The sequence below is a fragment of the Williamsia sp. z34 genome (assembly GCF_059553395.1).
The window spans coordinates 1-23,211 of sequence record NZ_JCANWW010000016.1; the positions used below are offsets into that span (position 1 = coordinate 1).

The following is a 23,211-nucleotide window of genomic DNA, read 5'->3' on the forward strand; positions in this document are numbered from 1 at the left end:
CGCCAAAAGTTGCTCCTATGTCAAGCGGCGGCGGTCTGAATGGCTCGTGGTTGGGGCGCAGTGTCGGTGATCAGGCGTTGATAGACGGTGCGGACCAGGCGGCGTCGGAGTGCTCGGAGGGCTGCGGTGGTGGAGTCGCCGGCGGCGCGGCGTTTGCGGTAGTAGGTGTAGCCGTCGCTGTCTTCGAGTCGGGTTTGGGTCAGGGCGATGCGGTGCAGGGCGGTGGTGAGTTGTCGGTTGCCGCAGCGCGGTAGCCGGACGCGGCCGGCGGTGTTGCCGGACCAGACCGGGATGGGGGCGGTGCCGGCGTAGTTGGCGTAGGCGTCGGCCGAGTGGAAGCGGGCGATGCCGGCGGTTTCGCCGACGATTTTGGCTGCGGTGAGTTCCCCGCAGCCGGGTAGCTGTAGTAGCGAGGGAACCAGTTCGCGGACTCGTTTGCCGATCTCGGTGGCCGTGGTGTTGATCCGGGTGGTCAGGGAGATGATCTCGTCGAGTTCTTCGCGGGCGATGTCGGCCAGCAGTCCGGTCTCGGTGGCCAGCTGTGCGGCGAGGATCTGTTGGTGTTTGTGCATGCTCAGCGAGCGTGGTTTGGGGGCGTAGGCGGGGTTGATTTCATGGACTCGCCACAGCAGTCGGTTGATTGTTGAGGTGCGTTGTGCGACAAACACTTCGCGTCGATCGACTAGTAGACGTATCTCGCGGGATCGGGGGTCGGCGCCGGCGGCGGGCAGGTTCGGTTCGCGCAGCACTGCCCGCGCGACGGCCAGAGCGTCGATGGGATCTGATTTGCCGCGGGTACGTGCCGAGGCACGGGTGTGGGCCATCATTTTGGTGGGTACCCGCACGGCGGTCTGGCCGGCGGTGAGTAGGTCGCGTTCGAGGCGGGTCGACATCTGTCGGCAGTCTTCGATGCCCCAGAGCAGGTCGGTACCGAACTGGGTGTGGGCCCATCGCATCGCGGCATGATGGCCGGCGGTGGTGGCCGGGGCGGTGAGTTGGCCTAGCTTTTTGCCGACGGGATCGACGGCAACAAATGTGTGTGAGCTCTTGTGTACATCGACTCCAACTACAACCATGGTGGTTGCCTCCTGATTTCAGAAACAGGGACCAGGGACGGTTGGGCCGGTCGGTGGGCAATCCTCAGTTGGGGGCGTTGCCACGCTCCTATCAAGCCACATCGGCCGGTCCTTCCCACCTGGTGTTGGCATAACTTTTGCAAGACCAGACATGCGCATCAATGCGATGCCGGCAGGCACATCAAGAGCCAAACACCAGGTGACCAGGACCCAACCACCGCTCAGGCGGCAACACAAGAGTCACACTGAGGGCACATCATCGGGGAGTGGGGCTAGTCGGCGACGGGGCCGGTCTGCTTTTCTCCCGGACCTTGGCCGGGTTCGTCGGGATGGGCGCTGGCCTCGCGGAACGCGAGCTGCAGGCTCTTGAGGCCGTCCCGCAGCGCGGAGGCGTGGATGCCCAGGTCGGCGACCGACGACTGGATGAGGCCGGCGAGGGCGGTGATCAGTTTGCGGGCTTCGTCGAGATCGAGGTGCGGGCTGCTCGACGGATCTTGCTCGGACAGGCCGAGTTTTTCGGCCGCAGCGCTCATCAGCATGACCGCGGCTCGGGTGATCACTTCGATGGCCGGGATTTCGGCCAGGTCGCGCACTTCGGGCTCGGAATTCAGGTTTTCCGTCATGGCTGTTAGACTTTCACCTACGACCGCCCTGGTTCACGCCGGGGTTGCAAGTGGAGTTCACACTCCCACCGCTCGACGTCGATCTCTTCGCAAGAAGAATTGTACGGTTGAACGGTCCGGTTTTGTCGCCGGAGATGCCGCGAAAGCGGAATATCTCCGGGAGTCTTCTGGTTGAAGGCTGGGATCGCTGGGATGCGATAGGTGACATGTGCCGGTCGGTGTGGGCCCCGTCGATGATCATCATCGATCCGGGGCCTTTTCGCTGAGGATCTGTTTCACCAGTTGCTACCGCGGTCAACCTGAGACGAAAACGTCTGCCACGAGGAACCACTTCGTACGCGGACACAAATGAGGAGGCCCCATCAGCACTGAGACTCGTATCAATGAGCGCATCCGAGTTCCCGAGGTCCGTCTTGTCGGCCCCAACTCGGAGCAGGTAGGCATTGTCCGCGTGGAAGATGCCCTGCGCTTGGCAATCGAGGCCGATCTCGACTTGGTCGAGGTGGCCCCGAATGCTCGTCCGCCGGTCTGCAAGATCATGGACTACGGCAAGTTCAAATACGAGGCGGCACAGAAGCAGCGCGAATCGCGTCGCAACCAGCAGATGACCGTCATCAAGGAGCAGAAGCTCCGCCCCAAGATCGACGACCACGATTACGAGACCAAAAAGGGTCACGTCATCCGCTTCCTCGAAGCCGGGTCGAAGGTCAAGGTGACGATCATGTTCCGTGGCCGCGAGCAGTCGCGCCCCGAACTCGGTTACCGACTGCTGCAGCGTTTGGGCTCCGACGTAGGCGAGTACGGGTTCGTCGAGACCTCCGCCAAGCAGGATGGCCGCAACATGACCATGGTCCTGGCCCCGCACAAGGGCGCCAAGACCAAGGCGCAAGCACAAGCGCAAGCTCAAGCACCAAAAGCGCAACCCCAGCAGAGTGCACCCACCAAGCCTGCGGCAGATTCAGGACCGGCTCCGGCCGCCAACCCTGAGAGCTGACCTCTCCACAGGCGTTACGAAGAGAAAGGCATTCCCATGCCCAAGACAAAAACCCACAAGGGAACCGCTAAGCGTTTCAAGGTGACCGGTAGCGGCAAGATCGTCCGTCAGCGTGCGGGCCGTCGCCACCTGATGGAGCACAAGCCCTCCAAGCAGACCCGTCGTCTCGATGGCACCGTTGTCGTCTCCGAGAACGATGCGCCCCGCATCAAGCGCCTGCTGAAGATCTAACGCTCCCCACCAGACCACTCGCTGCCGGTTCCCGGCCGCCACATTCTAAGAGGTAAATCAACAATGGCACGCGTAAAAAGGGCGGTAAACGCCCAGAAGAAGCGTCGTTCGACCCTGGAAGCTTCCAAGGGCTACCGCGGACAGCGTTCGCGTCTCTACCGCAAGGCCAAAGAGCAGCAGCTGCACTCGCTGACCTACGCCTACCGCGACCGTCGTGCTCGCAAGGGTGAGTTCCGCAAGCTGTGGATTGCGCGAATCAACGCTGCGGCGCGGGCCAATGACATCACCTACAACCGCTTCATCCAGGGTCTGAAGATCGCTGGTGTCGAGGTCGACCGCAAGATCCTCGCCGAGATCGCCGTGAGCGATCCCGAGGCATTCACCGGTCTGGTCGCAGTTGCCAAGAAGGCACTGCCGGCTGACGTCAACGCCCCCGCAGCCTAATCGGCGGCGAGATAAACATCCCCGCGCCGGACGTTCTCACCGAACGTTCGGCGCGGGTTGTTTCATATGCAAAGCTGCACCGTTCCGCGGCGCGGCGTAAAGCGGGTAGTTTCCTGGCCGAAGGTTTCAACGCCGTCGACGCGGCCATCGCATCGCGTCGCGCGCGGGTCTTGCTCGCGACCGATGAGGCCCTCGACCGATACGGCGACCTGGTGAGCCTGGCGCAGGCCGGCGGCGTCGAGGTCCTGCACGTCACCTCGGGTGCTGCCGACAAGCTCGCCGAGACCATCACCAGCACCGGGTTGTTCGTCGTGTGCGATCTGGTCGACGTGCCGATGTCCGACGTGCTGAGCACCACCCCGCGTCTGCTCGCGGTGCCCGTGGAGATGACCGATCCGGGCAACGCCGGCACCCTCATCCGGACCGCCGATGCAATGGGCGCCGACGGTGTCATCCTGGCCGGTGACAGTGTCGATCCCCACAACGGCAAGTGTGTGCGGTCCACCGCAGGCAGTGTGTTCCACGTTCCGGTCGCCCGGGAGCGCAGTGTCGACGAGGTCCTGGCCGCGCTGCGCCGGGCCGGTGTGGCGATCTGCGCCACCGCGGGAGATGCCGAGTTGAGCCTGCCGGACGCCGGCGACGTGCTCGCCGGGCCGACCGCCTGGTTGTTCGGCAACGAGGCACACGGACTGCCCGACGACATCCTGGCGCAGGCCGATCATCGGATCTCCATTCCGATCCATGGTCGCGCGGAGAGCCTCAACCTGGCTGCCGCGGCCGCGATCTGCCTCTATGCCAGCGCCGATGCCACCCGAGCGGTCGACTACCCTCGCAGGTGAGCCAAGCCGGTTCCATCAGACGTACTTCAGCTCGACGAAGTCATATTCAAGGGAGTCAACACAGCCGTGGCCGACGTCGACAGCCAGAGCCTGGCGACCGCAGTGGACGCTGCCGTCGCAGCATTTTCCGCCGCGGTTGATCTGCCAGCGCTGGCAACCGCCAAGACCGAGCACCTCGGTGACCGCTCGCCGATCGCCTTGGCCCGCCGCGAACTCGGCGCGTTGCCGAAGGAGCAGAAGGCGCAGGCCGGCAAGCTCGTCAACGTTGCCCGTGGGCAGGCGCAGAAGGCCTACGAAGACCGGCTCGCGGTTCTGACGGCCGAGCGCGACGCCGCGGTGCTGGTCGCCGAGACCATCGACGTCACCCTGCCGACCGCACGCCGGACACCCGGCGCCCGCCACCCGATCACGGTGATCGGTGACCAGGTCGCCGACGTGTTCGTCGGGATGGGCTGGGAGATCGCCGAAGGTCCCGAGGTCGAGACCGAGCACTTCAACTTCGATGCGTTGAACTTCCTGCCGGATCATCCGGCCCGGTCGATGCAGGACACCTTCTACATCGCACCGCCCGAGTCGCGGCAGGTGCTGCGCACGCACACCTCCCCGGTGCAGGTGCGCGCGATGTTGTCGCGCGAGCTGCCGATCTATGTGGCCTGCCCGGGCCGTACCTTCCGGACCGACGAGCTCGATGCGACCCACACCCCGGTGTTCCATCAGGTCGAAGGCCTCGCCGTGGACAAGGGCCTGACGATGGCGCATCTACGGGGCACCCTCGACCACTTCGCCAAGGCGCTGTTCGGCCCCGAGACGGTCACCCGGATGCGTCCGAGCTACTTCCCGTTCACCGAACCCTCGGCAGAGGTGGACGTCTGGTTCGCCGGCAAGAAGGGTGGCGCCGGCTGGGTCGAATGGGGCGGCTGCGGCATGGTCCATCCGAATGTGTTGCGCGCCAGTGGGATCGATCCCGACGTCTACTCCGGTTTCGCTTTCGGGATGGGACTGGAACGGACCCTGCAGTTCCGCAACGACCTACCCGACATGCGCGACATGGTCGAGGGCGACATCCGCTTCACGGTGCCCTTCGGTCCCGGCGCCTGAGTACGCAGAACCAACGAAAGAGCTGAGTTTCCAGTGCAATTAGCGCAGTCGTGGCTGACAGAGATCCTGCAACAGGGCACTCCTGGGTGGTCCAAGCCGTCCGCCGAGATCGATGAGGCCTTTGTTCGCGTCGGATTCGAGATCGAAGACATCACACCGTTGCCGGAGATCACCGGACCGCTGGTGGTCGGCCGGGTCACCCGGATCGAAGAACTCACCGAGTTCAAGAAGCCCATCCGCTTCTGCCAGGTCGACGTGGGTGAGGACAAGGACCGCGACATCGTCTGCGGTGCAAGGAACTTCACCGAAGGTGACCTGATCGTTGCGGCGTTGCCGGGCTGCGTGCTGCCCGGTGGCTTCGCAATCGCGACCCGCACGACGTACGGCCGGGTGTCCGACGGGATGATCTGTTCGGTCACCGAGTTGGGTGTCGGCAACGATCACAGCGGCATCCTGGTGCTGCCGCCCGAAACCGCCACACCCGGTGCCGACGCACGCGAGGTGCTCGGTCTCGACGACACGATCATCGACATCAATGTCACGCCGGACCGCGGCTACGCGTTCTCGGCGCGTGGTCTGTCCCGCGAGCTCGCCTGCAGCTTCGATCTGCCGTTCGCCGATCCGGCGACAGCGCCGGTGCTGCCGACCACGGCCGGCGAGTCGGGCCCGACCGTGCACCTCGATCCGGAGTCCGGAGCCACCCGGTATTGCGCGCTGGTGGTGCGCGGTATCGACCCGTCCGCCCCGACCCCGTGGTGGATGGTCAAGCGGCTCATGCTGTCCGGCGTGCGACCGATTTCGGCGGCGGTGGACATCACCAACTACGTGATGCTCGAACTCGGTCAGCCGTTGCACGCCTTCGACGCCGCCAAGCTCTCCGGTGACATCCGGGTGCGCCGGGCGATCGCGGGGGAGAAGCTGACCACCCTGGACGACGTGGTGCGGGATCTGGATCCGGAAGACGTTGTCATCACCGACAACACCGGTCCGATCGCCCTGGCCGGTGTCATGGGCGGCGGTGCCACCGAGATCAACGCGCAGAGCACCGATGTGCTGCTGGAATCGGCGACGTTCAACCCGGTCGCGGTGTTCCGGACCGCCAAGCGCCACCGACTCACCAGCGAGGCCAGCAAGCGCTTCGAGCGGGTCGTCGACCCAGAGGTCACCGACATCGCGCTTCTGCGCGCAGCCTCGCTGCTCGCCGAGATCTGCGGTGGCACCGTTGATTCCACCTACACCGACGCCGGTTCGGTGGCACCTGCGGTGTCCGTGCTGATGTCGGAGCGGGCTCCGTCGGATACCGCCGGGATCGACTACCCGGTCGGCACCGCGCAGCGGCGTCTGGTCCAGGTCGGTTGCTCGGTGGAACCGGCGGGCGACATGCTCACCGTCACCCCGCCGAGCTGGCGGCCGGATCTGCGTCTGAGTGCCGACCTCGTCGAGGAGGTGCTGCGTCTGGAGGGCTACGAGAACATTCCCGTCGTGCTCCCCAAGGCGCCCGGTGGACGAGGCCTGACCCAGGGTCAGCTCCGTCGCCGCAGTGTCGGACGCAGCCTGGCGTTGTCGGGGTACGTGGAGGTCTTGCCGTACCCGTTCATGCCCGCCGGCGTCTTCGACCTCTGGAATCTGCCCGCCGACGATCCGCGTCGGGCCACGGTCAGGGTGCTCAATCCGCTCGAGGCCGACCGCCCCGAGCTGAACACCACGTTGCTGCCCGGACTGCTCGAGATGGTCGGCCGCAATATTGCTCGGGGACAACGTGATCTGTCGATGTACACCATCGGCCAGGTGGTGCTGGGTGGACAGAACGTCCGCCCGATCGATGCGCTGCCCGTGGACCGGCGGCCGACTGCGGAACAGATCGCCGAGCTGGTCGAATCGCTTCCGGCCCAGCCGCTGCACGTCGCGGCGGTGCTGACCGGTCTGCGTGAGCCGGCCGGGCCGTGGGGCAAGGGACGTACAGCCGACACCACCGACATCTTCGACGCGGTGGCGATCATCGGACAGGCCGCCGGAGTCGAGCTGAAACTGCGGTCCGCCGCGCAGGTGCCCTGGCATCCGGGTCGTTGCGGTGAGATCCTCGCCGACGACGCAGTGGTCGGCTGGGCCGGTGAACTGCACCCGGCGGTGTTGGAGAAGTTGCACCTGCCGCCGCGCTCGCTGGCGCTGGAGATCGACCTCGACGCCGTCCCGGTGAACAATGACCTTGTTTCCCCGCGGATTTCGCCGTACCCGCCGGTCCTGCAGGATCTCGCGGTGGTCGTCGATGACGATGTGGCCGCCGAGGACGTGCGCTCCGCGCTGGAGGCCGGAGCCGGACAGTTGCTCGAGAGCATCGTCCTGTTCGATGTCTTCACCGGCGAGCAGGTCGGTGAGGGCAAGAAGTCGCTCACGTTCTCACTGCGTTTTCGCGCCGACGACCGCACGCTGACCGAGGACGAGGCCACCGCCGGCCGCGACGCCGCGCTGGCTCATGCGACGTTGACCGTCGGCGCCGTGATGCGGGGCTGACGGCGGGGGGTGCGCCCACACCACCGGAGAGATGGTGGACGGGCGGGTCAGCGTGGACCGGTGGGTTGTGACCGATCACGAAGGCGCAGTGCGCTTTCTCGGAACTTCGCGACCACCTGTGCTTCGTCGACCCCGATGACCTCACCGTTGTCGACGACGAACTCGCCGCCGACGATGGTGTGCGTGACGTCGTCGGCGCGGGTGCTGTAGACCAGGGCCGCCTCGACGTCGTAGACCGGTGCCACGTGCGGGCGGTCGAGGTCGACGACAACCAGATCGGCAGGCGCCCCGACCCGGATCGCACCCAACTCGGGTCGATGCATCGCGATCGCCGACCGCTCCGTGGCCATGGTCAGCACCTCGCGGGTGGTCAGGAACGTGGGATCGGCCGTGGACTGTTTGTGGGTGACGGCGGCGAACTTCATCTCCCCGAACATATCCAGGGTGTTCTGACTCGCCGGTCCATCGGTGCCGAGGCCGACGGTGACCCCGGCCGACCACAGCCCCTTCAAATCCATCGTGCCGGACACCAGTTTTGCGTTGCAGCAAGGACAGTGGGCCACCTTGACCCCGTGTTCGGCGAACAGAGCAATGTCGCCTGCGGTCAATTGAGTGCAGTGTGCGGCGGTGATGTCGGGCCCCAGGAAGCCGAGGTCGTCGAGCCATTCGACGGTGGTGCGACCGTAGGTCGAGGCCATGTAGGCACTCTCGTTCAGGCCCTCGGCGATGTGGGTGTGGATCGGCAGTGACCGTTCATCGGCCAGAGTTCGGATCGCTTGCCAGAGTGGACCACTGCACGAGTACGGCGCATGGGGGGAGAGCGCCAGGCGGACGCGATCATCGATGAGCCCGGACACCGGTGCGGTCGCGGCGTCGAAGTCCTCGACCGCCGCCCAGGACCACGGACCGACATCGCGGTAGACCCCGCCGTCGGCGAACCCGTAACCGAGCGTGGCCCGCAGGCCCACCTCGCGCAGGGCCCGCGCCTGTGGCGTCACCGCGTAGGCGTCGAAATGTTCGTTGAAACAGGTGATCCCGGCCTTGGCCATCTCGACCAGCCCGCACATCGACGCCCAGTAGAGGGTCTCGTGGTCGAAGTTCTGCTTGAGCCGCCACATGGTGTCGAGCCAAGCGAACAGCTCGGTGTCCTCGAGCAATCCGCGCAGCAACATGTTCGACGCGATGTGGGTGTGCGCGTTGACCATCCCGGGTAGTACCGCAGAGTGGGTCCCGTCGATCACCCTTGCCGCCTGCACGGGTGTCGAGGCGGGCACCAGACCCGAGATCAGCCCGTCGGCCACCAGGACCGTGTGGTCGACCAATGGATCCATACCGTCCGGCATGATCACGGTGGTTCCGGTGATGGCGATGTCGGCCTGCTGGATCATGCCGGGCTCCTGGTGTTCTCATGTGCTGGTGTGTGCTGGATGCGCTCGCCGGTGATCTCCCGGCCGGGGCGGTGGTCGAAACTCACAACCGGGCCAAGATGCTGGTGTCGAACAGCTGATCGGCGGAGATGTCGATTCCGGCAGACTTGAGTGTGGCGATGTTGCCGGCGATCTGGGCGTCGGTCATCGTCAGGAGGTCGGCCGCGGGAACCTCTGGACTGACCATCAGTGCCTCGATGCTTTCCGAGGCGAGGGTCTGCTGGGCGAGGTCCAGGCCGGTGTTCTTGCCGTACACCTCCACGGCGAGCCGGGCGCCGAGCGTCGGGTCCTCGAGATTTTCCTGCCAGCCCTGCCGCTCGCCGCCGAGGAACGAGACGAGCATGTCGGACCGGTTCTCGATGGTTTCCGTGGTGGCGAACCAGACGCTCGAGAAGGCCTGGTAACCGAAGTCCGAGAAAAACATCGTGTTGACGTCGAGGCCTTGGGCCCGCAGCGTGGCCGGCTGGTCGATGAGGAAGCCGACCTGTGCGTCGACCTCACCGTTCGCGGTCGGCGCCGGGTCGAACTGCACCGGCACGATGTCCAGATCGTCGACGTCGATGTCGTTGATCGCGCACAGGACGCGGAACGGCGCCTCGTTCTGCGCCGCGACGCCGATCTTCTTGCCGACCATCTGCTTCGGTTCGGTCAGGGCCTTGTCCTGGAGTGAGTACACACAGAACGGACTGCGCTGGAAACGGGTCGCGATGATCTTGACGTCCGCGCCGTTGTTGATCATCTGGGCCACCGCGTCCGCGTAGCCGTTCCCGAGTGCCGCCTTGCCCGACACGACCACCGTGTCCACAGCCGTGTTGGGTCCGCCGGCGAGGATGTTGACGTCGACGCCCCGGGACGTGAAGTAGCCGTTGCTCGCGGCGATATAGGTTCCGGCTTGCTCGACCGTTGGTACCCAGCCGGTTTGGGCCGAGACGCTGCCGTCGCCCGGCGATGTGGAATCCGACCCGCAGGCACTGAGGATCGGGATACCGACGAGAGCGGTGGCGCCGATACCGAGACCGCCGCTGAAGAGTGACCGGCGGCTGATCGGTGCGGACAAAGGTGAAAACGGCATGGGGAACTCCTGGTTGCGAGAGGGTTGACCGTGGTCGAGAAGATGTGGGAGGGATCAGGTTCGAATGCGATTGATGGCGCTCTCGGCCAGTGCCGCGATCCCGTAGAGCGCTGCCGCGGACAGGGTGACAAGGGCAACCAGTGTCCACATCAGTGAATAGTTGCCGCTCACACCGGCTCTGAGCATCATGAAGCCGGCTCCGTCCCCGGTGGCGAGCCACTCGCACAGGAGTGCACCGGTCATCGCCAGCGGTGCGGTGACGCGTGCGGCGGCAAAGAACGACGGCAGGGCGGCCGGAAGCTGGACTATCCACAGCACTTTCACCGGACCGCCGCCGGAAACCGACACCACCTCGCGGGCGCTGGGCGGGACGGACCGGATACCGCCGACGATCGTCACCAGTGCCGGAAAGAACGTCACGACGCCGGACACCACGATCAAGGTGATGAACCCGCGCCCGAAGATCAGCGCGATCAATGGGGTCATCGCCACGAGCGGGACGGTGCGGATCGACATGGCGATCGGCATGATGATCGACTCCGCGGTGCGGGACAGGACGACGACAACGGCGCCGATCAGCGCCAGTCCCAGGCCGCTGGCGAATCCGACCACCGTGTGGACGATGGTGAGCCGCAACGCCGCCCACATGTCCGACAGATCTCGGCCGGAGGTCAGGTAGTTCCAGACATCCACCGGTGTCTTCCCGAAGTAGGGGTCGACCGATCGCGCGATCAGGTACCAGCCACCCAAGACCAGCACCAAAGTCACCGCGAACTGCGATACGACGCCCATCATGTTTCGGGACTTGGTCACCTGAGGCGCGGAGGCCACCGAGATATCGGAGACGGTCTCCTGATCCCGCCACGTGTAGACGAGTTTCTCGGCGAGCACGGTCAGCCCGTAGGCACCGGCGGCGAGCAGGGCGGCGTACAGCGCCAGGGCCCAGGTGCGGTCGACGTCGAGTGACTGCTGCGAGTAGACCATCGCGACGCCGAGTCCCTTGTCCGCGCCCAGATACTCACCGATCATCGCGCCGAGGACCGCCAGGGGTGCGGCGACGCGGAGCGCGGCGAACAGGGCCGGTACGGCCGACCGGATCTGGACCATCCGCAGGACTTTTCCGCGTCCACCACCCGCCGCCCGGATGACGTCCACCCGGGTGGCCGATGCACTGTGCAGACCGAGGACGGCCCCGACCAGCGTGGTGAAGAAAACGCCTTGCGCGGAGATGAGCACGACCGACATGTATCGGGTCGTGACCGCGACCAGGATCGGCGAAATGGCGACGATGGGAAGGCAATACGCGACCACGCCGACTCTCATCACGATGGCCTGGGTCCACGGCAGGAGTAGTGACAATCCCGCGAGTGTCACGGCGATCGCGTTTCCGAGCAACCATCCCCAGCCCGCCTCGCCGGCGGTGGTCAGCAGGTTCGGCCAGACGAAAGCGAAGTCGTCGATTGCGGTGGCCAAGATGTCCAGGGGCGCGGCGATGGCGTAGACATCACTGAAGACCGTCTTTGCGAGCAGTTGCCATACGACGACCAGGGCGATGACGCTGCCGAGGGCTAGTACGTTCACCTTCGCCAGGAGGCCGGTCAGGTTCAGACGCGGCGGGATCGGCGCGGTCAGGGTTGTCGACATGTGGGCCTCAGCCTTCGAAAGCGTCGAGGTCGGCGAGCATGCGGGACTTGAGCTCGTCGGATGCGAAACTGGCGTGGATCGACGTCGCGGCGATGGATTTCACCGTGGCGAGATCCCAGCCGAATGTGCGCGCACAGTCGGCGTAGTCATCCTCGATCCGAACACTCATCGGCGCCGGGTCATCGGTGTTGATCGAGACCTTGACCCCGGCCAGACGCAGTGGCTCGATGGGATGTACGTCCAACGATGGATACACCTTCAGTCCTTCGACGTTGGAGCGGGGGCACATCCCCAGCGGGATCTCACGTTCGGCGAGTACCTCGACCAGCCGTGGGTCCTCGATGGACCGGACCCCGTGGTCGATCCGTTCGGCGTGGAGCAGATCCAGTGCACCCCAGACGCTTTCCGGGCCACTGGATTCGCCGGTATGCACCGTGCGCCGGAATCCGGCGTCGCGGGCGAGGGTGAAGGCGGGTGCGAACTTCGCGTTGGTGTCGCCGGCATGGGTTTCATCGCCGTCGATCGAGAGTGCGACAACCCGGGGGACACGCGCGCGGATCATCTCTTCGACCACCTCGATCGCCGACTCTGCGGACTGCTGACGCAACAGGGAGACACAGAGGTTGGCCTCGCACAGGCCGTCGCGGGCGGCTTCGTCGAAACCCTCGGCGATGGCTCGGGTGAAGTCGGTCAGCCGTCCCTGCCAGCTACCCCAGTGGGTGGGGTTGACGATGATGTCCGCGTACCGGACACCCGAGGCGCTCTCTCGTGCGCAGGCGCGGTACGCGGCGCTCGCGAGGTGTTCATGGGTCCGGACCAGTGATCCCTCCCAGTCCAGGAACTGCAGAAAGGTGCCGACGCCCATGCCCTTGACGGCAGCACCCTGCGGATCACGCTCGACGTGATGGGTGGAGGTGTCGAAAAGTGTTGCGGCCGGTCCTGGTAGGCCGACGCCGAGTTCGCGCGCGGACTGGACGAGGTCGGCGACGTCGAAGCAGCCCTCGAGGTGAACGTGGACTTCGGCTTTGGGCAGCCGGCGCATCACACCGGCGGTCAGGGGCGTGGTTGCTGTGGTCATCGTTGCACCGACTCCGCCGGTGGTGCGAACAGGAGGTCGGATGCCTGTTCGACGTAACTCCGGAACTCCGGACTCCGCATGATCTCCGGCTTTCGGGGACGGGGCAGGTCGATGTCGATCACCTGCTGGATCCGGCCCGGGCGCGCCGACATCACGGCCACCCGATCGGAGAGGTAGATCGCCTCGGAGATGCCGTGGGTGACCATCAGTGTGGTGGACGGCCGTTCGGTCCAGATGCGCATGAGTTCGGTGTTGAGGCGTTGCCGGGTCATGTCGTCGAGCGCACCGAACGGTTCGTCGAGCAACAGGACCATGGGTTTGAGGATGAGCGCGCGTGCGATCGACACCCGCTGCCGCATACCGCCGGAGAGCTGGCCGGGCTTGGCGCCTTCGAAACCGTCCAGTCCGACGAGTTTGATCAGATCGCTGACCTCTTTGTGTGACACCGGCTTTCCGGCGGCTTCGAGCGGAACGCGGATGTTGGCCTCGACGCTGCGCCAGGGAAGCAGCGCCGAATCCTGGAACGCCACACCCAGAATGTGTTCGTTACGAAGCTCGTTCGGTGTTCGGCCGTCGACCAGGATCGATCCGCTGGTGGGGGACTCGAGGTCGGCGAGCAGGCGCAGGATGGTCGACTTGCCACAGCCAGACGGCCCGAGCAGGGAGACGAAGCTTCCCCGGTCGGTCTGCAGGCTCACATTGTCGAGAGCGGTCACCTGCTGCCGCTTCATCGTGAACCGCTTCGACACTCCTGCGAGGTCGATACCGGTTGCGCGAAAACCCGTTTCGGGACTTCGAGCGTTCATGACTTCTCCTCTGTGTACCTGATGGCGGCGCGTGGGCTGTGTCAACAGTCAAGTCCACGCACGCGCGCCCCGACATGGACGATTCACCGAAAACGGTGGGCCTCGAGTCGCGTCGAGTAGTAGGAATCTCCAAGCTGATTTAAAGTGGTTTCCTGGGCGTAACAACTCGTTGGCGTCGGCTGAGGTACTGATCACATGTCGGTGCGAAAGGGGTTGCGCGGTGCGGTTGTCGGATATAGCCACCATTCCCGATCTCGATTTCATCGAGGTGGTGGCCGGCGAGGGCGATCCTCAGGTCCACGGTGTCTACACCACCGATCTCGGAGATCCGTTGGCGTTCCTCTATGGCGGGGAACTGGTGCTGACCAGTGGGCTGTGGTACCGGGAACCGGCCGACGCCCAGACCTTTGTGGGCGCCTTGACCGGTGGTCATGCCACTGCTCTGGTGGTGGGTCTGGCCGCGATCGGTGAGGTGCCGCCACCTCTGGTCCGGGCCTGCGAAGAGGCCGGGCTGGCGCTGTTCGCGGTCGAGGGCGCCGTGTCGTTCCGCTTCCTGACCGAAACCGTGATGCGGGTGCTGGCCGGCGCGGCGGGAAAGCTGACGCTGCACCGCGATCTGGTGGCGGACCTAGCATCCGGGGAGGGGCCGAGTGGATTGGTCGCCTCGCTTCGCCGGGCGCTGGGTGTCGATTGTGCGGTGATCACCGCGACGGGCCGAATGGTGGCCGGTGGGCTGACCGGAACCGGACCTGCCCAGTTGGCCGATGCCTTCCGAAAGGCGCTGAACGAGTGGACGTTCCCCTCGGCCCAGCGTGTCGGCGATCAGGAGGACGTCTCCTTCTTCGCGGTCGGATCGCCGGTGGCCCGGCGCCCGGCTGTCGCCTATGTGGCCATCGCAAGTGACCACCGCACCCAGGCGCCGTGGATGTCCGCCGCGGTCGAGGAGGTCTGTGCACTGCTCGCGATGGACCGGTCCACCAGATATGAATCGCGGCGGCTCGAGGAGCGCATGGTCCGGGAAGTGCTGGCCCGATTGCAGCGGCATGACTCGGCCGGCGCCCACAGCCAGTTCCGGAGTCTGGGCTTCGACGGCGACGCACCGGTCAGTTGCATCGTGGTGAGTTCTCGGGACACCCGCTACGGAACCGAATTGGCCGGTGTCATCCTCGAGGAATTGCACGACGAGATGCCGCTGTCGACCGCTCCGGTGAAACTGCCTTCAGAGGCATTCCTGATGTTCGTAGGCGTCGATCCGGAGCTGACGTCCGAGGCGGCGAACAGCCTTTCCGCGCAGGTTCGTTCGATCGCGCAGCGGCTCAGTCCGCTGCTGGATCGTGGGTACGTGGCCATCGGCACGGGTACCCCCGGGCAGCTGCCCGAAGGTGCCCGGGTGTCGATGAGCGAGGCCGAGTACACCCACCGGTACGCGACTCAGGGCAGTGGACCGATCAGGTTCGCGGACAACAATTCCCTGTCGTCGCATCTGCTGCTGGTGGCTGCGGTGCCGGAGGAGATCAAGCGGGTCTTCCGGCGACGGCTGGTCGGCGTCATCGCCGAACACGACGAACGTCACCGGACCGACCTGCTTCCCACACTGCAGGTGTTTCTCGAGGAGTCGGGGTCGTGGAGCCGCAGCGCCGAACGGCTGCACATCCACGTCAACACGTTGCGATATCGGCTGCAGCGGGTCGAGAAACTGACCGAGCGAAGTCTGGCGACGCTGCACGACAGGGTCGATTTCGTCCTTGCGCTCAGTATTGCCGAGTGAGGGGCGCGGCCTCAGGCCGTGGTACGACGCAGGGTGGCCGCACCCAGGCACAGGGCGACGATCGAAAAGGCGAGCACGACAAGCAGATCGCGCCACATCTGGCCGGTGGGTCCGGGGTGCGCCGCGACCTGCTGCAGTGCGTCGACGGCATAGGTGACCGGCAGGATCCTGCTGATCCAGTCGAGCCAGGAAGCCATCTGATCGCGTGGCACGAACAGTCCGCACAGCAGGAGCTGGGGTATGACCACCACCGGGATGAACTGCACGGCCTGAAATTCGGTGCGGGCGAATGCCGAGAAGAACAGTCCCGATGCCACCCCGAGGATCGCGACCAGTACGGCGATCACGACCACCCAGATGGCATGGCCGGCGATGTCGAGGTCGAGGATCCAGAAGGCCACGGCACTGGCGAGCAGTGCTTGCGCCGCGGCGGCGATGGAAAAGGCGGCCCCGTACCCGGCGAGCAGGTCGAGTTTGCCCAGCGGTGTGGTCAGTAGGCGTTCAAGCGTGCCGGACGTGCGTTCCCGGACCATGGCGATCGACGTGGTGATGAACATCAACACGAACGGCAGGATGCCGAGCATGATGATCCCGATCTCGTCGAAGCGTGAGGTCCCCGGGATCCGGCCGGCCTGGTCCTCGAACATGTAGTACAGCAACACCATCAGGACGCACGGCACCACGAGGATCAGAGCGACGGTGCGGCGGTCGTCCAGCAGTTGCCGGAGGATGCGTCGCGTGGTGGACACGAACGGACGCCGGTGCATCAGCGCGATCCCTTGGTGATCAGCCGAAGGAATGCGGTTTCCAGGTTGGTCTGGCCGGTGCGTTCTCGGAGCTCGTCCGGTGTCAGTTCGGCGACCATCCGTCCCTCCCGCATCAGGATCAGGTTGTCGCAGCGGTCTGCCTCGTCCATCACGTGACTCGACACCAGTAAGGTCGCACCGGCATCGGCCAGCGCGTGAAAACGGTTCCACAGGTCTTCACGCAGGATCGGATCGAGGCCCACGGTCGGCTCGTCGAGGATCAGCAGCGTCGGGGAGCCGACCAGTGCGCAGGCGATCGAGACGCGACTGACCTGACCGCCCGACAGGTGCCGCGTCTTGTGCGTGCGGAACTCGTTCAGACCGACCGCGTCGATGGCGCTGCCCACGCCGGCCCGGTTGCCGTAGAGGTCGGCGAAGTACGCCACGTTCTGCTCGACGGTCAGGTCGGTGTAAACCGACGGGGCCTGCGTGACGTAGCCGACCAGATGTCGCAGCGCCGCGGTGCCGGCCGGCTGCTCGAGGACGGTCACCGAGCCGGACTCGATCTGCTGGGTGCCGACGATGGCGCGCATCAGGGTGGTCTTGCCGCAGCCCGACGGACCGAGAAGCCCGGTGATGGATCCCGCGGGTACCGTGAGATCCAGGTGGTGCAGGACCGGTTTGCCGCCTCGCTTGACCACAAGCGACTGCGCGATGATCGCTGCGGACGGGGTCACCGTTCAGTCTTACCGCGTCGCGCACCCGGTCCGCCGGTGAAGCGCAGGGACCCGCTTGTGAATTAACTTACGGTGGGGTGCATAATGAATCATATGAGTGTCACAGTCGCAGTAGCCGGCGCAAGCGGGTATGCAGGTGGCGAGATTCTTCGTCTGCTTTTCGGTCATCCGAAACATGCATCAGGAGAGCTGCAGATCGGTGCCCTGACGGCCGGATCGAATGCCGGTTCGTTGCTGGGGGAGCACCATCCCCACCTGTTGCCGCTGGCGGATCGGGAGTTGTCGGAGACGACCACCGAGATCCTCTCCGGGCACGACGTCGTCTTCCTGGGCCTGCCGCACGGAACCTCCGGGCCCGTCGCCGATGCGTTGCCGCCGGCCACCCTGGTGATCGACTGCGGAGCCGACTTCCGGCTACAGGATCCGGCGGAGTGGGAGCGGTATTACGGCGGTACCCACGCCGGTAGCTGGCCATATGGACTCCCGGAGCTGCCCGGGAACCGTGATGTCCTCTCCGGCGCCAACCGGATCGCGGTGCCCGGTTGTTATCCGACCGTGAGCACGCTCGCGCTGCTGCCTGCGGTCGCCGCAGGCATCATCGCCCCGCAGATCACCATCGTCGCGGTCAGCGGTGCCTCTGGCGCCGGGCGGTCGCCGAAGGTCGACCTGCTCGCCGCCGAGGTGATCGGTTCGGCCCGCGCGTACGGCGTCGGCGGCGCTCACCGGCACACCCCGGAGATCATCCAGAACCTGTCGGCGGTGGCCAACGCCCCGGTCAGTGTCTCGTTCACGCCGGTACTGGCGCCGATGGCCCGCGGAATCCTGGCGACCTGCACCGCACCGACGTCGGCGACGTCGGCGCAGGCGCGGGCGATCTACGAGAAGGCATACGCCGATGAACCGTTCGTGACCGTGCTGCCGGAGGGCCGCCAGCCGGCCACCGGCTCGGTGATCGGGTCGAATGCGGTGCAGCTCAGTGTCGGCGTCGATGAGCGGTCGGGCACCCTGATCGCGGTCGGCGCAATCGACAATCTGACCAAGGGCACCGGTGGCGGTGCCGTGCAATCGATGAATCTGGCCCTGGGATGGGGCGAAACCGAAGGACTGAGCACCGTGGGAGTGGCACCGTGAACAAGGGCAGTGACGATGTGGCTGCAAGCGGGGCAGATGGAACCGGTGACGAGGTGGTGGATGTGACCGCGAACTGGCGCGACGTCGACGGTGGACACCGCATGACGAACCTGCAGGGTGTGACCGCACCGCTGGGTTTCCGGGCGGCGGGCATCAAGGCCGGGATCAAGGCCAGCGGCAGGGAAGATCTGGCGCTGGTCTTCAACGAGGGTCCCGACTATGCGGCGGCCGGAGTGTTCACCTCCAACAAGGTCAAGGCTGCCCCGGTGCTGTGGAGCCAGCAGGTCTTGAGCACCGGACGGCTGCGCGCAGTGGTCCTCAACTCGGGCGGCGCCAATGCCTGCACCGGTCCGGGTGGATTCCAGGATGCCCATGCCACCGCCGAAGCGACCGCAGCGGCGATCAGCGACTGGGGCACCGAGACCGGTGCCATCGAAGTTGCGATCTGTTCCACGGGTTTGATCGGCGATCGCCTTCCGATGGACAAGGTGCTCGCCGGCGTCACCGAGATCGTTCACGAGATGGGCGGCGGCCTGACCGGTGGCACCGACGCCGCATACGCGATCATGACCACCGACACCGTGCCCAAACAAGCGGCCTTCCACCACAGTGATGGCTGGAATGTCGGCGGCATGGCCAAGGGCGCGGGAATGATGGCGCCGTCGCTGGCCACGATGCTCTGTGTGATCACCACCGACGCCGCGGTATCGGCCGCGCAGTTGGACGAAGCGCTGCGGGCGGCCACCGCGCTGACGTTCGACCGTCTGGACGTCGATGGTTCGTGTTCCACCAATGACACTGTGCTGCTGCTGAGTTCGGGTGCCAGCGAGAAGACGCCGGATCAGTCCGCGCTCAACGAGGCCGTCCGGCTGGTCTGTGATGACCTCGCCGTCCAGATGCAGGCCGACGCCGAGGGCGTCACCAAGCGGGTTGTGGTGACCGTGACCGGTGCGGCGAGCGATGCCGATGCGCTGGCCGCCGCACGCACGATCGCCCGCGACAGCCTGGTCAAGACGGCGCTGTTCGGTTCGGATCCCAACTGGGGCCGGGTGCTGGCCGCGGTCGGCATGGCTCCGGTGGAACTGGACCCCGATCGGATCTCGGTGCGGTTCAACGACTATCCGGTCTGCGAGAACGGCATGGGCGTGGAAGGTGCGCGCGACGCCGACCTGTCCGGCATCGACATCGACCTCACCGTCGACCTCGGCATCGGTTCGGGGACGGCGTTCATCCGGACCACCGACCTCTCCCACGCCTACGTCGAAGAGAACTCGGCCTATTCGTCATGACGGAGACGCAGCGGAGCGGAGCTCGACCCGTGACGGAGACGCAGCGGAGCGGAGCTCGACCCGTGACGGAGACGCAGCGGAGCGGAGCTCGACCCGTGACGGAGACACTGAGCGCCCTGGACAAGGCGCATGTGCTCGGTGAGGCGCTGCCCTGGCTGAAGCGGTTCGCCGGCAAGATCATCGTCGTCAAGTACGGCGGCAACGCGATGGTCGACGAAGACCTCAAGGCGGCGTTTGCCGAAGACATGGTGTTCCTGCGTACCTGCGGGATTCATCCCGTCGTGGTGCACGGCGGCGGTCCGCAGATCTCGGCCATGCTCGCCCGACTCGGGATGACCGGTGAGTTCAAGGGCGGCTTCCGGGTGACCACGCCCGAGGTGATGGATGTTGCCCGGATGGTCCTGTTCGGACAGGTCGGTCGCGAACTCGTCGGCCTGATCAACGCCCACGGACCGTATGCGGTCGGTATCTCCGGTGAAGACGCACACCTGTTCACCGCGACCCGGCGTTCGGTGATGGTCGACGGCGCGGCGACCGACATCGGTCTCGTCGGCGATGTCACCACCGTCAATCCGGGAGCGGTCACCGATCTCATTGCGGCCGGGCGCATTCCGGTTGTCTCCACCATCGCGCCCGACGCCGACGGCGTGGTCCACAACATCAACGCCGACACCGCCGCGGCAGCGCTGGCCCAGGCGCTCGGTGCCGAGAAGCTCGTCGTCCTCACGGATGTCGAAGGCCTCTACACCAACTGGCCCGATCGCGGATCGCTGGTGTCGGAGATCAACACGACCACATTGGCCGAATTGCTGCCGACCCTCGATGCCGGGATGGTGCCGAAGATGGAGGCCTGCTTGCGCGCGGTGGCCGGGGGAGTGCCCCGGGCACACGTGATCGACGGCCGCACACCGCATTCGACACTGCTCGAACTGTTCACCGCTGAAGGCAACGGCACCATGGTCGTGCCCGAGGCCGACCATGCGGTCCCGGCCGCCTACGGCCGGCAGCCACCTATCGAGGACAAATCATGACCAAGCAAGCCGATGTCAGCCAGCAGACCGATCCGACTGTCGCACTGCAGGAGCGGTGGACGGCTTCGATGATGAACAACTACGGCACCCCGAAGGTGGCGCTGCGCTCGGGTAAGGGTGCGGTGGTGACCGGCGTCGATGGTCGTGAGTACCTCGACCTCCTCGGTGGCATCGCGGTGAACATCCTCGGGCACGGTAATCCGGCGATCATCGATGCGGTCACCGAGCAGCTCTCCACGCTCGGACACACGTCGAATCTCTATCTCACCGAACCGGTCGTCAAGCTGGCCGAGTCGTTGTTGTCGAGGTGGGGTGTGCAGGGCAAGGCGTTCTTCTGCAACTCCGGCGCCGAGGCCAACGAGGCCGCGTTCAAGATCGCGCGCCTGACCGGCCGGCCCGAGATCATCGCTGCCGAGAAGGCCTTTCACGGCCGGACCATGGGCGCGCTCGCGATGACCGGTCAGCCTGCCAAGCGGGAACCGTTCGAGCCGATGCCGGCCGGGGTGCGCCACGTTCCCTACGGCGACCTCGAGGCGATGAAGGCCGCGATCGGGCCGCAGACCGCAGCGGTCATCCTCGAACCCATCATGGGGGAGAGCGGTGTGATCGTGCCGCCGGTGGACTACCTGGCCGCGGTCCGGGCGTTGACCGTCGAGCACGGCGCACTCCTGATCTTCGACGAGGTCCAGACCGGAATCGCCCGTACCGGAACGTTTTATGCGCATCAGGCGTCCGGAGTCACCCCGGACGTGATGACGTTGGCCAAGGGCCTCGGTGGTGGTATGCCGATCGGTGCCGTGCTGGCCACCGGCGTAGCTGCCGATCTGTTCCAGCCCGGACAACACGGGACCACGTTCGGCGGCAACCCGGTCTGCGCCGCAGCGGCTTTGGCCGTACTCGAACAGGTCGACACCCTCGATCTGACCAATCATGCTGCGCGACTGGGCAAGCACATCACGTCGTCGATCGAAGAGCTCGGTCACCGGATCATCGACCACTCGCGCGGCTCGGGTCTGCTGATCGGCATCGTGCTGACCGAGCCGATAGCTCCGGCCGTCGAGGCGGTGGCTCGCGACCATGGTTATCTCATCAACGCCCCGGGTCCGGACGTGCTGCGACTCGCCCCGCCGCTGATCCTCACCGAGGAGCAGGCAACCGCGTTCGTGAACGACCTCCCGGAGATGCTCGACGCCGCGAAAGGGGCTGCGTCATGACCCGCCACTTCCTGCGCGACGACGACCTGTCGCCGGACGAGCAGGCCCGCGTGCTCGAACTCGCCGCCGAGATGAAGCGGGATCCCTTCGCCCACAAGCCACTTGCCGGCCCCAGGGGTGTCGGTGTCATCTTCGACAAGAATTCCACCCGGACCCGGTTCTCGTTCGAGATGGGCATCGCGCAACTCGGGGGTCACGCCGTCGTCGTCGATGGCAAGGCCACCCAGCTCGGCCGCGAGGAGACACTCGCCGACACCGGACGGGTGCTGTCCCGGTACGTCGAGGCCGTGGTCTGGCGGACCTACGGCCAGGACCGGCTCGAGGAGATGGCGTCGGCGGCGACGGTCCCGATCGTCAACGCGCTCTCGGACGACTTCCATCCCTGCCAGGTGCTGGCGGACCTGCAGACGATCGCCGAGCACAAGGGCACACTGGCCGGGTTGACGCTGACCTACCTCGGTGACGGTGCCAACAACATGGCCCACTCGCTGATGCTCGGCGGCGCCACCGCCGGTATGCACATCCGGGTCAGTGCACCGCAGGGATTCACCCCGGACGAGAGGTTCGTCGGCTACGCCACCGAACGCGCCGCACTGACCGGTGGCAGCGTGTCCGTCATCGGTGATCCCCGCGAAGCCGCCGCCGGGGCCGATGTCCTGGTCACCGACACCTGGACGTCGATGGGCCAGGAGGACGACGGCAAAGACCGGGTGGCGCCGTTCTGGCCGTACCAGATCAACGCCGAACTGGTCGCGCTCGCCGACCCCGAGGCCATCGTCATGCACTGTCTGCCCGCCCACCGCGGGGAAGAGATCACCGACGAGGTCCTCGACGGCCCGCGCAGTGTGGTCTACGACGAGGCCGAAAACCGTTTGCACGCACAGAAAGCGGTGCTCTCGTGGCTTCTGGGACAACGGTGACCACCCGGGCAGGACGTCACGCCCGGATCGTGGCACTGCTCTCCGGTGCGCAGGTGCACAGCCAGACCGAGTTGCAGACGCTGCTGGCGGACGAAGGCATCGAGGCCACCCAGGCGACGCTGTCGCGGGACCTCGACGAGCTCGGTGCGGTGAAACTGCGCGGGGCCGACGGTGGATCGGGTATCTACGTCGTGCCGGAGGACGGGTCGCCGGTTCGCGGCGTCACCGGCGGCACCGATCGCCTGTCCCGGCTGCTCGGCGAGCTATTGGTCTCGGTCGACTCCAGCGGCACGATGGCGGTGCTGCGGACCCCGCCGGGTGGGGCGCACTATCTCGCGAGCGCACTGGACCGGGCGACCCTTCCGGAGGTGGTCGGAACCATTGCCGGAGACGACACTTTGTTCGTACTCGCCCGAGAACCCATGACCGGAGCAGACCTGGCCGAAATGCTGGAGGCCCTGGCATGAGATTCTGACCATGGCCGTGTACCACCGCGCACACGTTATCCGAACATCAAGACTTCACAATCAAG

The 23,211-nt window shown here is 65.9% G+C and carries 22 protein-coding genes; 13 read left to right on the plus strand and 9 right to left on the minus strand.

Annotated features, from left to right (window positions below; all coding sequences use genetic code 11):
• Positions 1-20: 20 nt before the first annotated feature.
• Both AC51GT_RS25405 and AC51GT_RS25410 read right to left on the minus strand, forming a co-directional pair.
• Positions 21-1,076, minus strand: a complete 1,056-nt coding sequence (locus AC51GT_RS25405) for an IS110 family RNA-guided transposase (protein WP_496323328.1) — start codon at positions 1,074-1,076, stop codon at positions 21-23.
• A gap of 272 nt (positions 1,077-1,348) precedes the next feature.
• Positions 1,349-1,699: a DUF1844 domain-containing protein gene (locus AC51GT_RS25410; protein ID WP_496330544.1), complete on the minus strand. Its 351-nt coding sequence runs from the start codon at positions 1,697-1,699 to the stop codon at positions 1,349-1,351.
• Positions 1,700-2,060: 361 nt separating this feature from the next.
• On the opposite strand from AC51GT_RS25410, the gene infC reads away from it, so the two are divergent.
• The 6 genes from infC to pheT all read left to right on the plus strand — a co-directional run bounded on the left by infC (position 2,061) and on the right by pheT (position 7,816).
• Positions 2,061-2,693, plus strand: a complete 633-nt coding sequence (gene infC / locus AC51GT_RS25415) for a translation initiation factor IF-3 (protein ID WP_496327281.1) — start codon at positions 2,061-2,063, stop codon at positions 2,691-2,693.
• 36 nt (positions 2,694-2,729) lie between these two features.
• A complete protein-coding gene (rpmI, locus tag AC51GT_RS25420; protein ID WP_495515901.1) occupies positions 2,730-2,924 on the plus strand; it encodes a 50S ribosomal protein L35 in 195 nt (64 codons plus the stop codon).
• A gap of 63 nt (positions 2,925-2,987) precedes the next feature.
• Positions 2,988-3,368, plus strand: coding sequence for a 50S ribosomal protein L20 (rplT, locus tag AC51GT_RS25425; RefSeq protein WP_331879940.1), 381 nt, complete (start codon positions 2,988-2,990; stop codon positions 3,366-3,368).
• 17 nt (positions 3,369-3,385) lie between these two features.
• Positions 3,386-4,207, plus strand: a complete 822-nt coding sequence (locus AC51GT_RS25430) for a TrmH family RNA methyltransferase (RefSeq protein WP_496327280.1) — start codon at positions 3,386-3,388, stop codon at positions 4,205-4,207.
• Positions 4,208-4,273: 66 nt separating this feature from the next.
• The gene (pheS, locus tag AC51GT_RS25435; RefSeq protein WP_496327220.1) at positions 4,274-5,305 is read left to right on the plus strand and encodes a phenylalanine--tRNA ligase subunit alpha; all 1,032 of its coding nucleotides are present in this window, start codon (positions 4,274-4,276) and stop codon (positions 5,303-5,305) included.
• Positions 5,306-5,338: 33 nt separating this feature from the next.
• Positions 5,339-7,816, plus strand: coding sequence for a phenylalanine--tRNA ligase subunit beta (gene pheT / locus AC51GT_RS25440; protein ID WP_496330545.1), 2,478 nt, complete (start codon positions 5,339-5,341; stop codon positions 7,814-7,816).
• Positions 7,817-7,863: 47 nt separating this feature from the next.
• Here pheT and AC51GT_RS25445 read toward each other — a convergent pair whose 3' ends face one another.
• The 5 genes from AC51GT_RS25445 to AC51GT_RS25465 all read right to left on the minus strand — a co-directional run bounded on the left by AC51GT_RS25445 (position 7,864) and on the right by AC51GT_RS25465 (position 13,843).
• Positions 7,864-9,204 (minus strand): amidohydrolase family protein, encoded by a 1,341-nt coding sequence (locus AC51GT_RS25445; RefSeq protein WP_496327218.1) that lies wholly within the window; start codon positions 9,202-9,204, stop codon positions 7,864-7,866.
• 82 nt (positions 9,205-9,286) lie between these two features.
• Entirely contained in the window at positions 9,287-10,315 is a 1,029-nt protein-coding gene (locus AC51GT_RS25450; protein WP_496330546.1) for an ABC transporter substrate-binding protein, read from the minus strand.
• Positions 10,316-10,369: 54 nt separating this feature from the next.
• On the minus strand, positions 10,370-11,959 hold the full coding sequence (locus tag AC51GT_RS25455; RefSeq protein WP_496327216.1) for an ABC transporter permease: 1,590 nt from the start codon (positions 11,957-11,959) through the stop codon (positions 10,370-10,372).
• Positions 11,960-11,966: 7 nt separating this feature from the next.
• Positions 11,967-13,037 carry an adenosine deaminase gene (gene add, locus AC51GT_RS25460; protein WP_496330547.1) on the minus strand — a complete coding sequence of 357 codons (1,071 nt, stop codon included), beginning with the start codon at positions 13,035-13,037 and terminating at the stop codon, positions 11,967-11,969.
• Positions 13,034-13,843, minus strand: coding sequence for an ABC transporter ATP-binding protein (locus tag AC51GT_RS25465; RefSeq protein ID WP_496327214.1), 810 nt, complete (start codon positions 13,841-13,843; stop codon positions 13,034-13,036). Before AC51GT_RS25465 ends, add begins: the two co-directional genes overlap by 4 nt.
• A gap of 220 nt (positions 13,844-14,063) precedes the next feature.
• Between AC51GT_RS25465 and AC51GT_RS25470 the strand changes: the two genes are divergently transcribed.
• Positions 14,064-15,611: a PucR family transcriptional regulator gene (locus AC51GT_RS25470; protein ID WP_496327213.1), complete on the plus strand. Its 1,548-nt coding sequence runs from the start codon at positions 14,064-14,066 to the stop codon at positions 15,609-15,611.
• An 11-nt stretch (positions 15,612-15,622) separates the two neighbouring features.
• Here the strand turns inward: AC51GT_RS25470 and AC51GT_RS25475 are convergent, their stop codons facing one another.
• Both AC51GT_RS25475 and AC51GT_RS25480 read right to left on the minus strand, forming a co-directional pair.
• A complete protein-coding gene (locus AC51GT_RS25475) occupies positions 15,623-16,378 on the minus strand; it encodes an ABC transporter permease (RefSeq protein WP_496330548.1) in 756 nt (251 codons plus the stop codon).
• Positions 16,378-17,094: an ABC transporter ATP-binding protein gene (locus AC51GT_RS25480; RefSeq protein ID WP_496327211.1), complete on the minus strand. Its 717-nt coding sequence runs from the start codon at positions 17,092-17,094 to the stop codon at positions 16,378-16,380. Before AC51GT_RS25480 ends, AC51GT_RS25475 begins: the two co-directional genes overlap by 1 nt.
• Positions 17,095-17,187: 93 nt before the next feature.
• Between AC51GT_RS25480 and argC the strand changes: the two genes are divergently transcribed.
• From argC to AC51GT_RS25510, 6 genes are all read left to right on the plus strand, one after another.
• The gene (gene argC / locus AC51GT_RS25485) at positions 17,188-18,225 is read left to right on the plus strand and encodes an N-acetyl-gamma-glutamyl-phosphate reductase (RefSeq protein ID WP_496330549.1); all 1,038 of its coding nucleotides are present in this window, start codon (positions 17,188-17,190) and stop codon (positions 18,223-18,225) included.
• Positions 18,226-18,326: 101 nt separating this feature from the next.
• On the plus strand, positions 18,327-19,514 hold the full coding sequence (argJ, locus tag AC51GT_RS25490) for a bifunctional glutamate N-acetyltransferase/amino-acid acetyltransferase ArgJ (RefSeq protein WP_496330553.1): 1,188 nt from the start codon (positions 18,327-18,329) through the stop codon (positions 19,512-19,514).
• Between the two features lie 95 nt (positions 19,515-19,609).
• Positions 19,610-20,545 (plus strand): acetylglutamate kinase, encoded by a 936-nt coding sequence (argB, locus tag AC51GT_RS25495; protein WP_496327209.1) that lies wholly within the window; start codon positions 19,610-19,612, stop codon positions 20,543-20,545.
• Positions 20,542-21,759, plus strand: coding sequence for an acetylornithine transaminase (locus tag AC51GT_RS25500; protein ID WP_496330550.1), 1,218 nt, complete (start codon positions 20,542-20,544; stop codon positions 21,757-21,759). Before argB ends, AC51GT_RS25500 begins: the two co-directional genes overlap by 4 nt.
• Entirely contained in the window at positions 21,756-22,679 is a 924-nt protein-coding gene (gene argF / locus AC51GT_RS25505; RefSeq protein WP_496327207.1) for an ornithine carbamoyltransferase, read from the plus strand. Before AC51GT_RS25500 ends, argF begins: the two co-directional genes overlap by 4 nt.
• Complete coding sequence (locus AC51GT_RS25510) at positions 22,658-23,146, plus strand: arginine repressor (RefSeq protein ID WP_496327206.1); 489 nt, start codon at positions 22,658-22,660, stop codon at positions 23,144-23,146. The genes argF and AC51GT_RS25510 overlap by 22 nt, the downstream gene beginning before the upstream one ends.
• Positions 23,147-23,211: the final 65 nt, after the last annotated feature.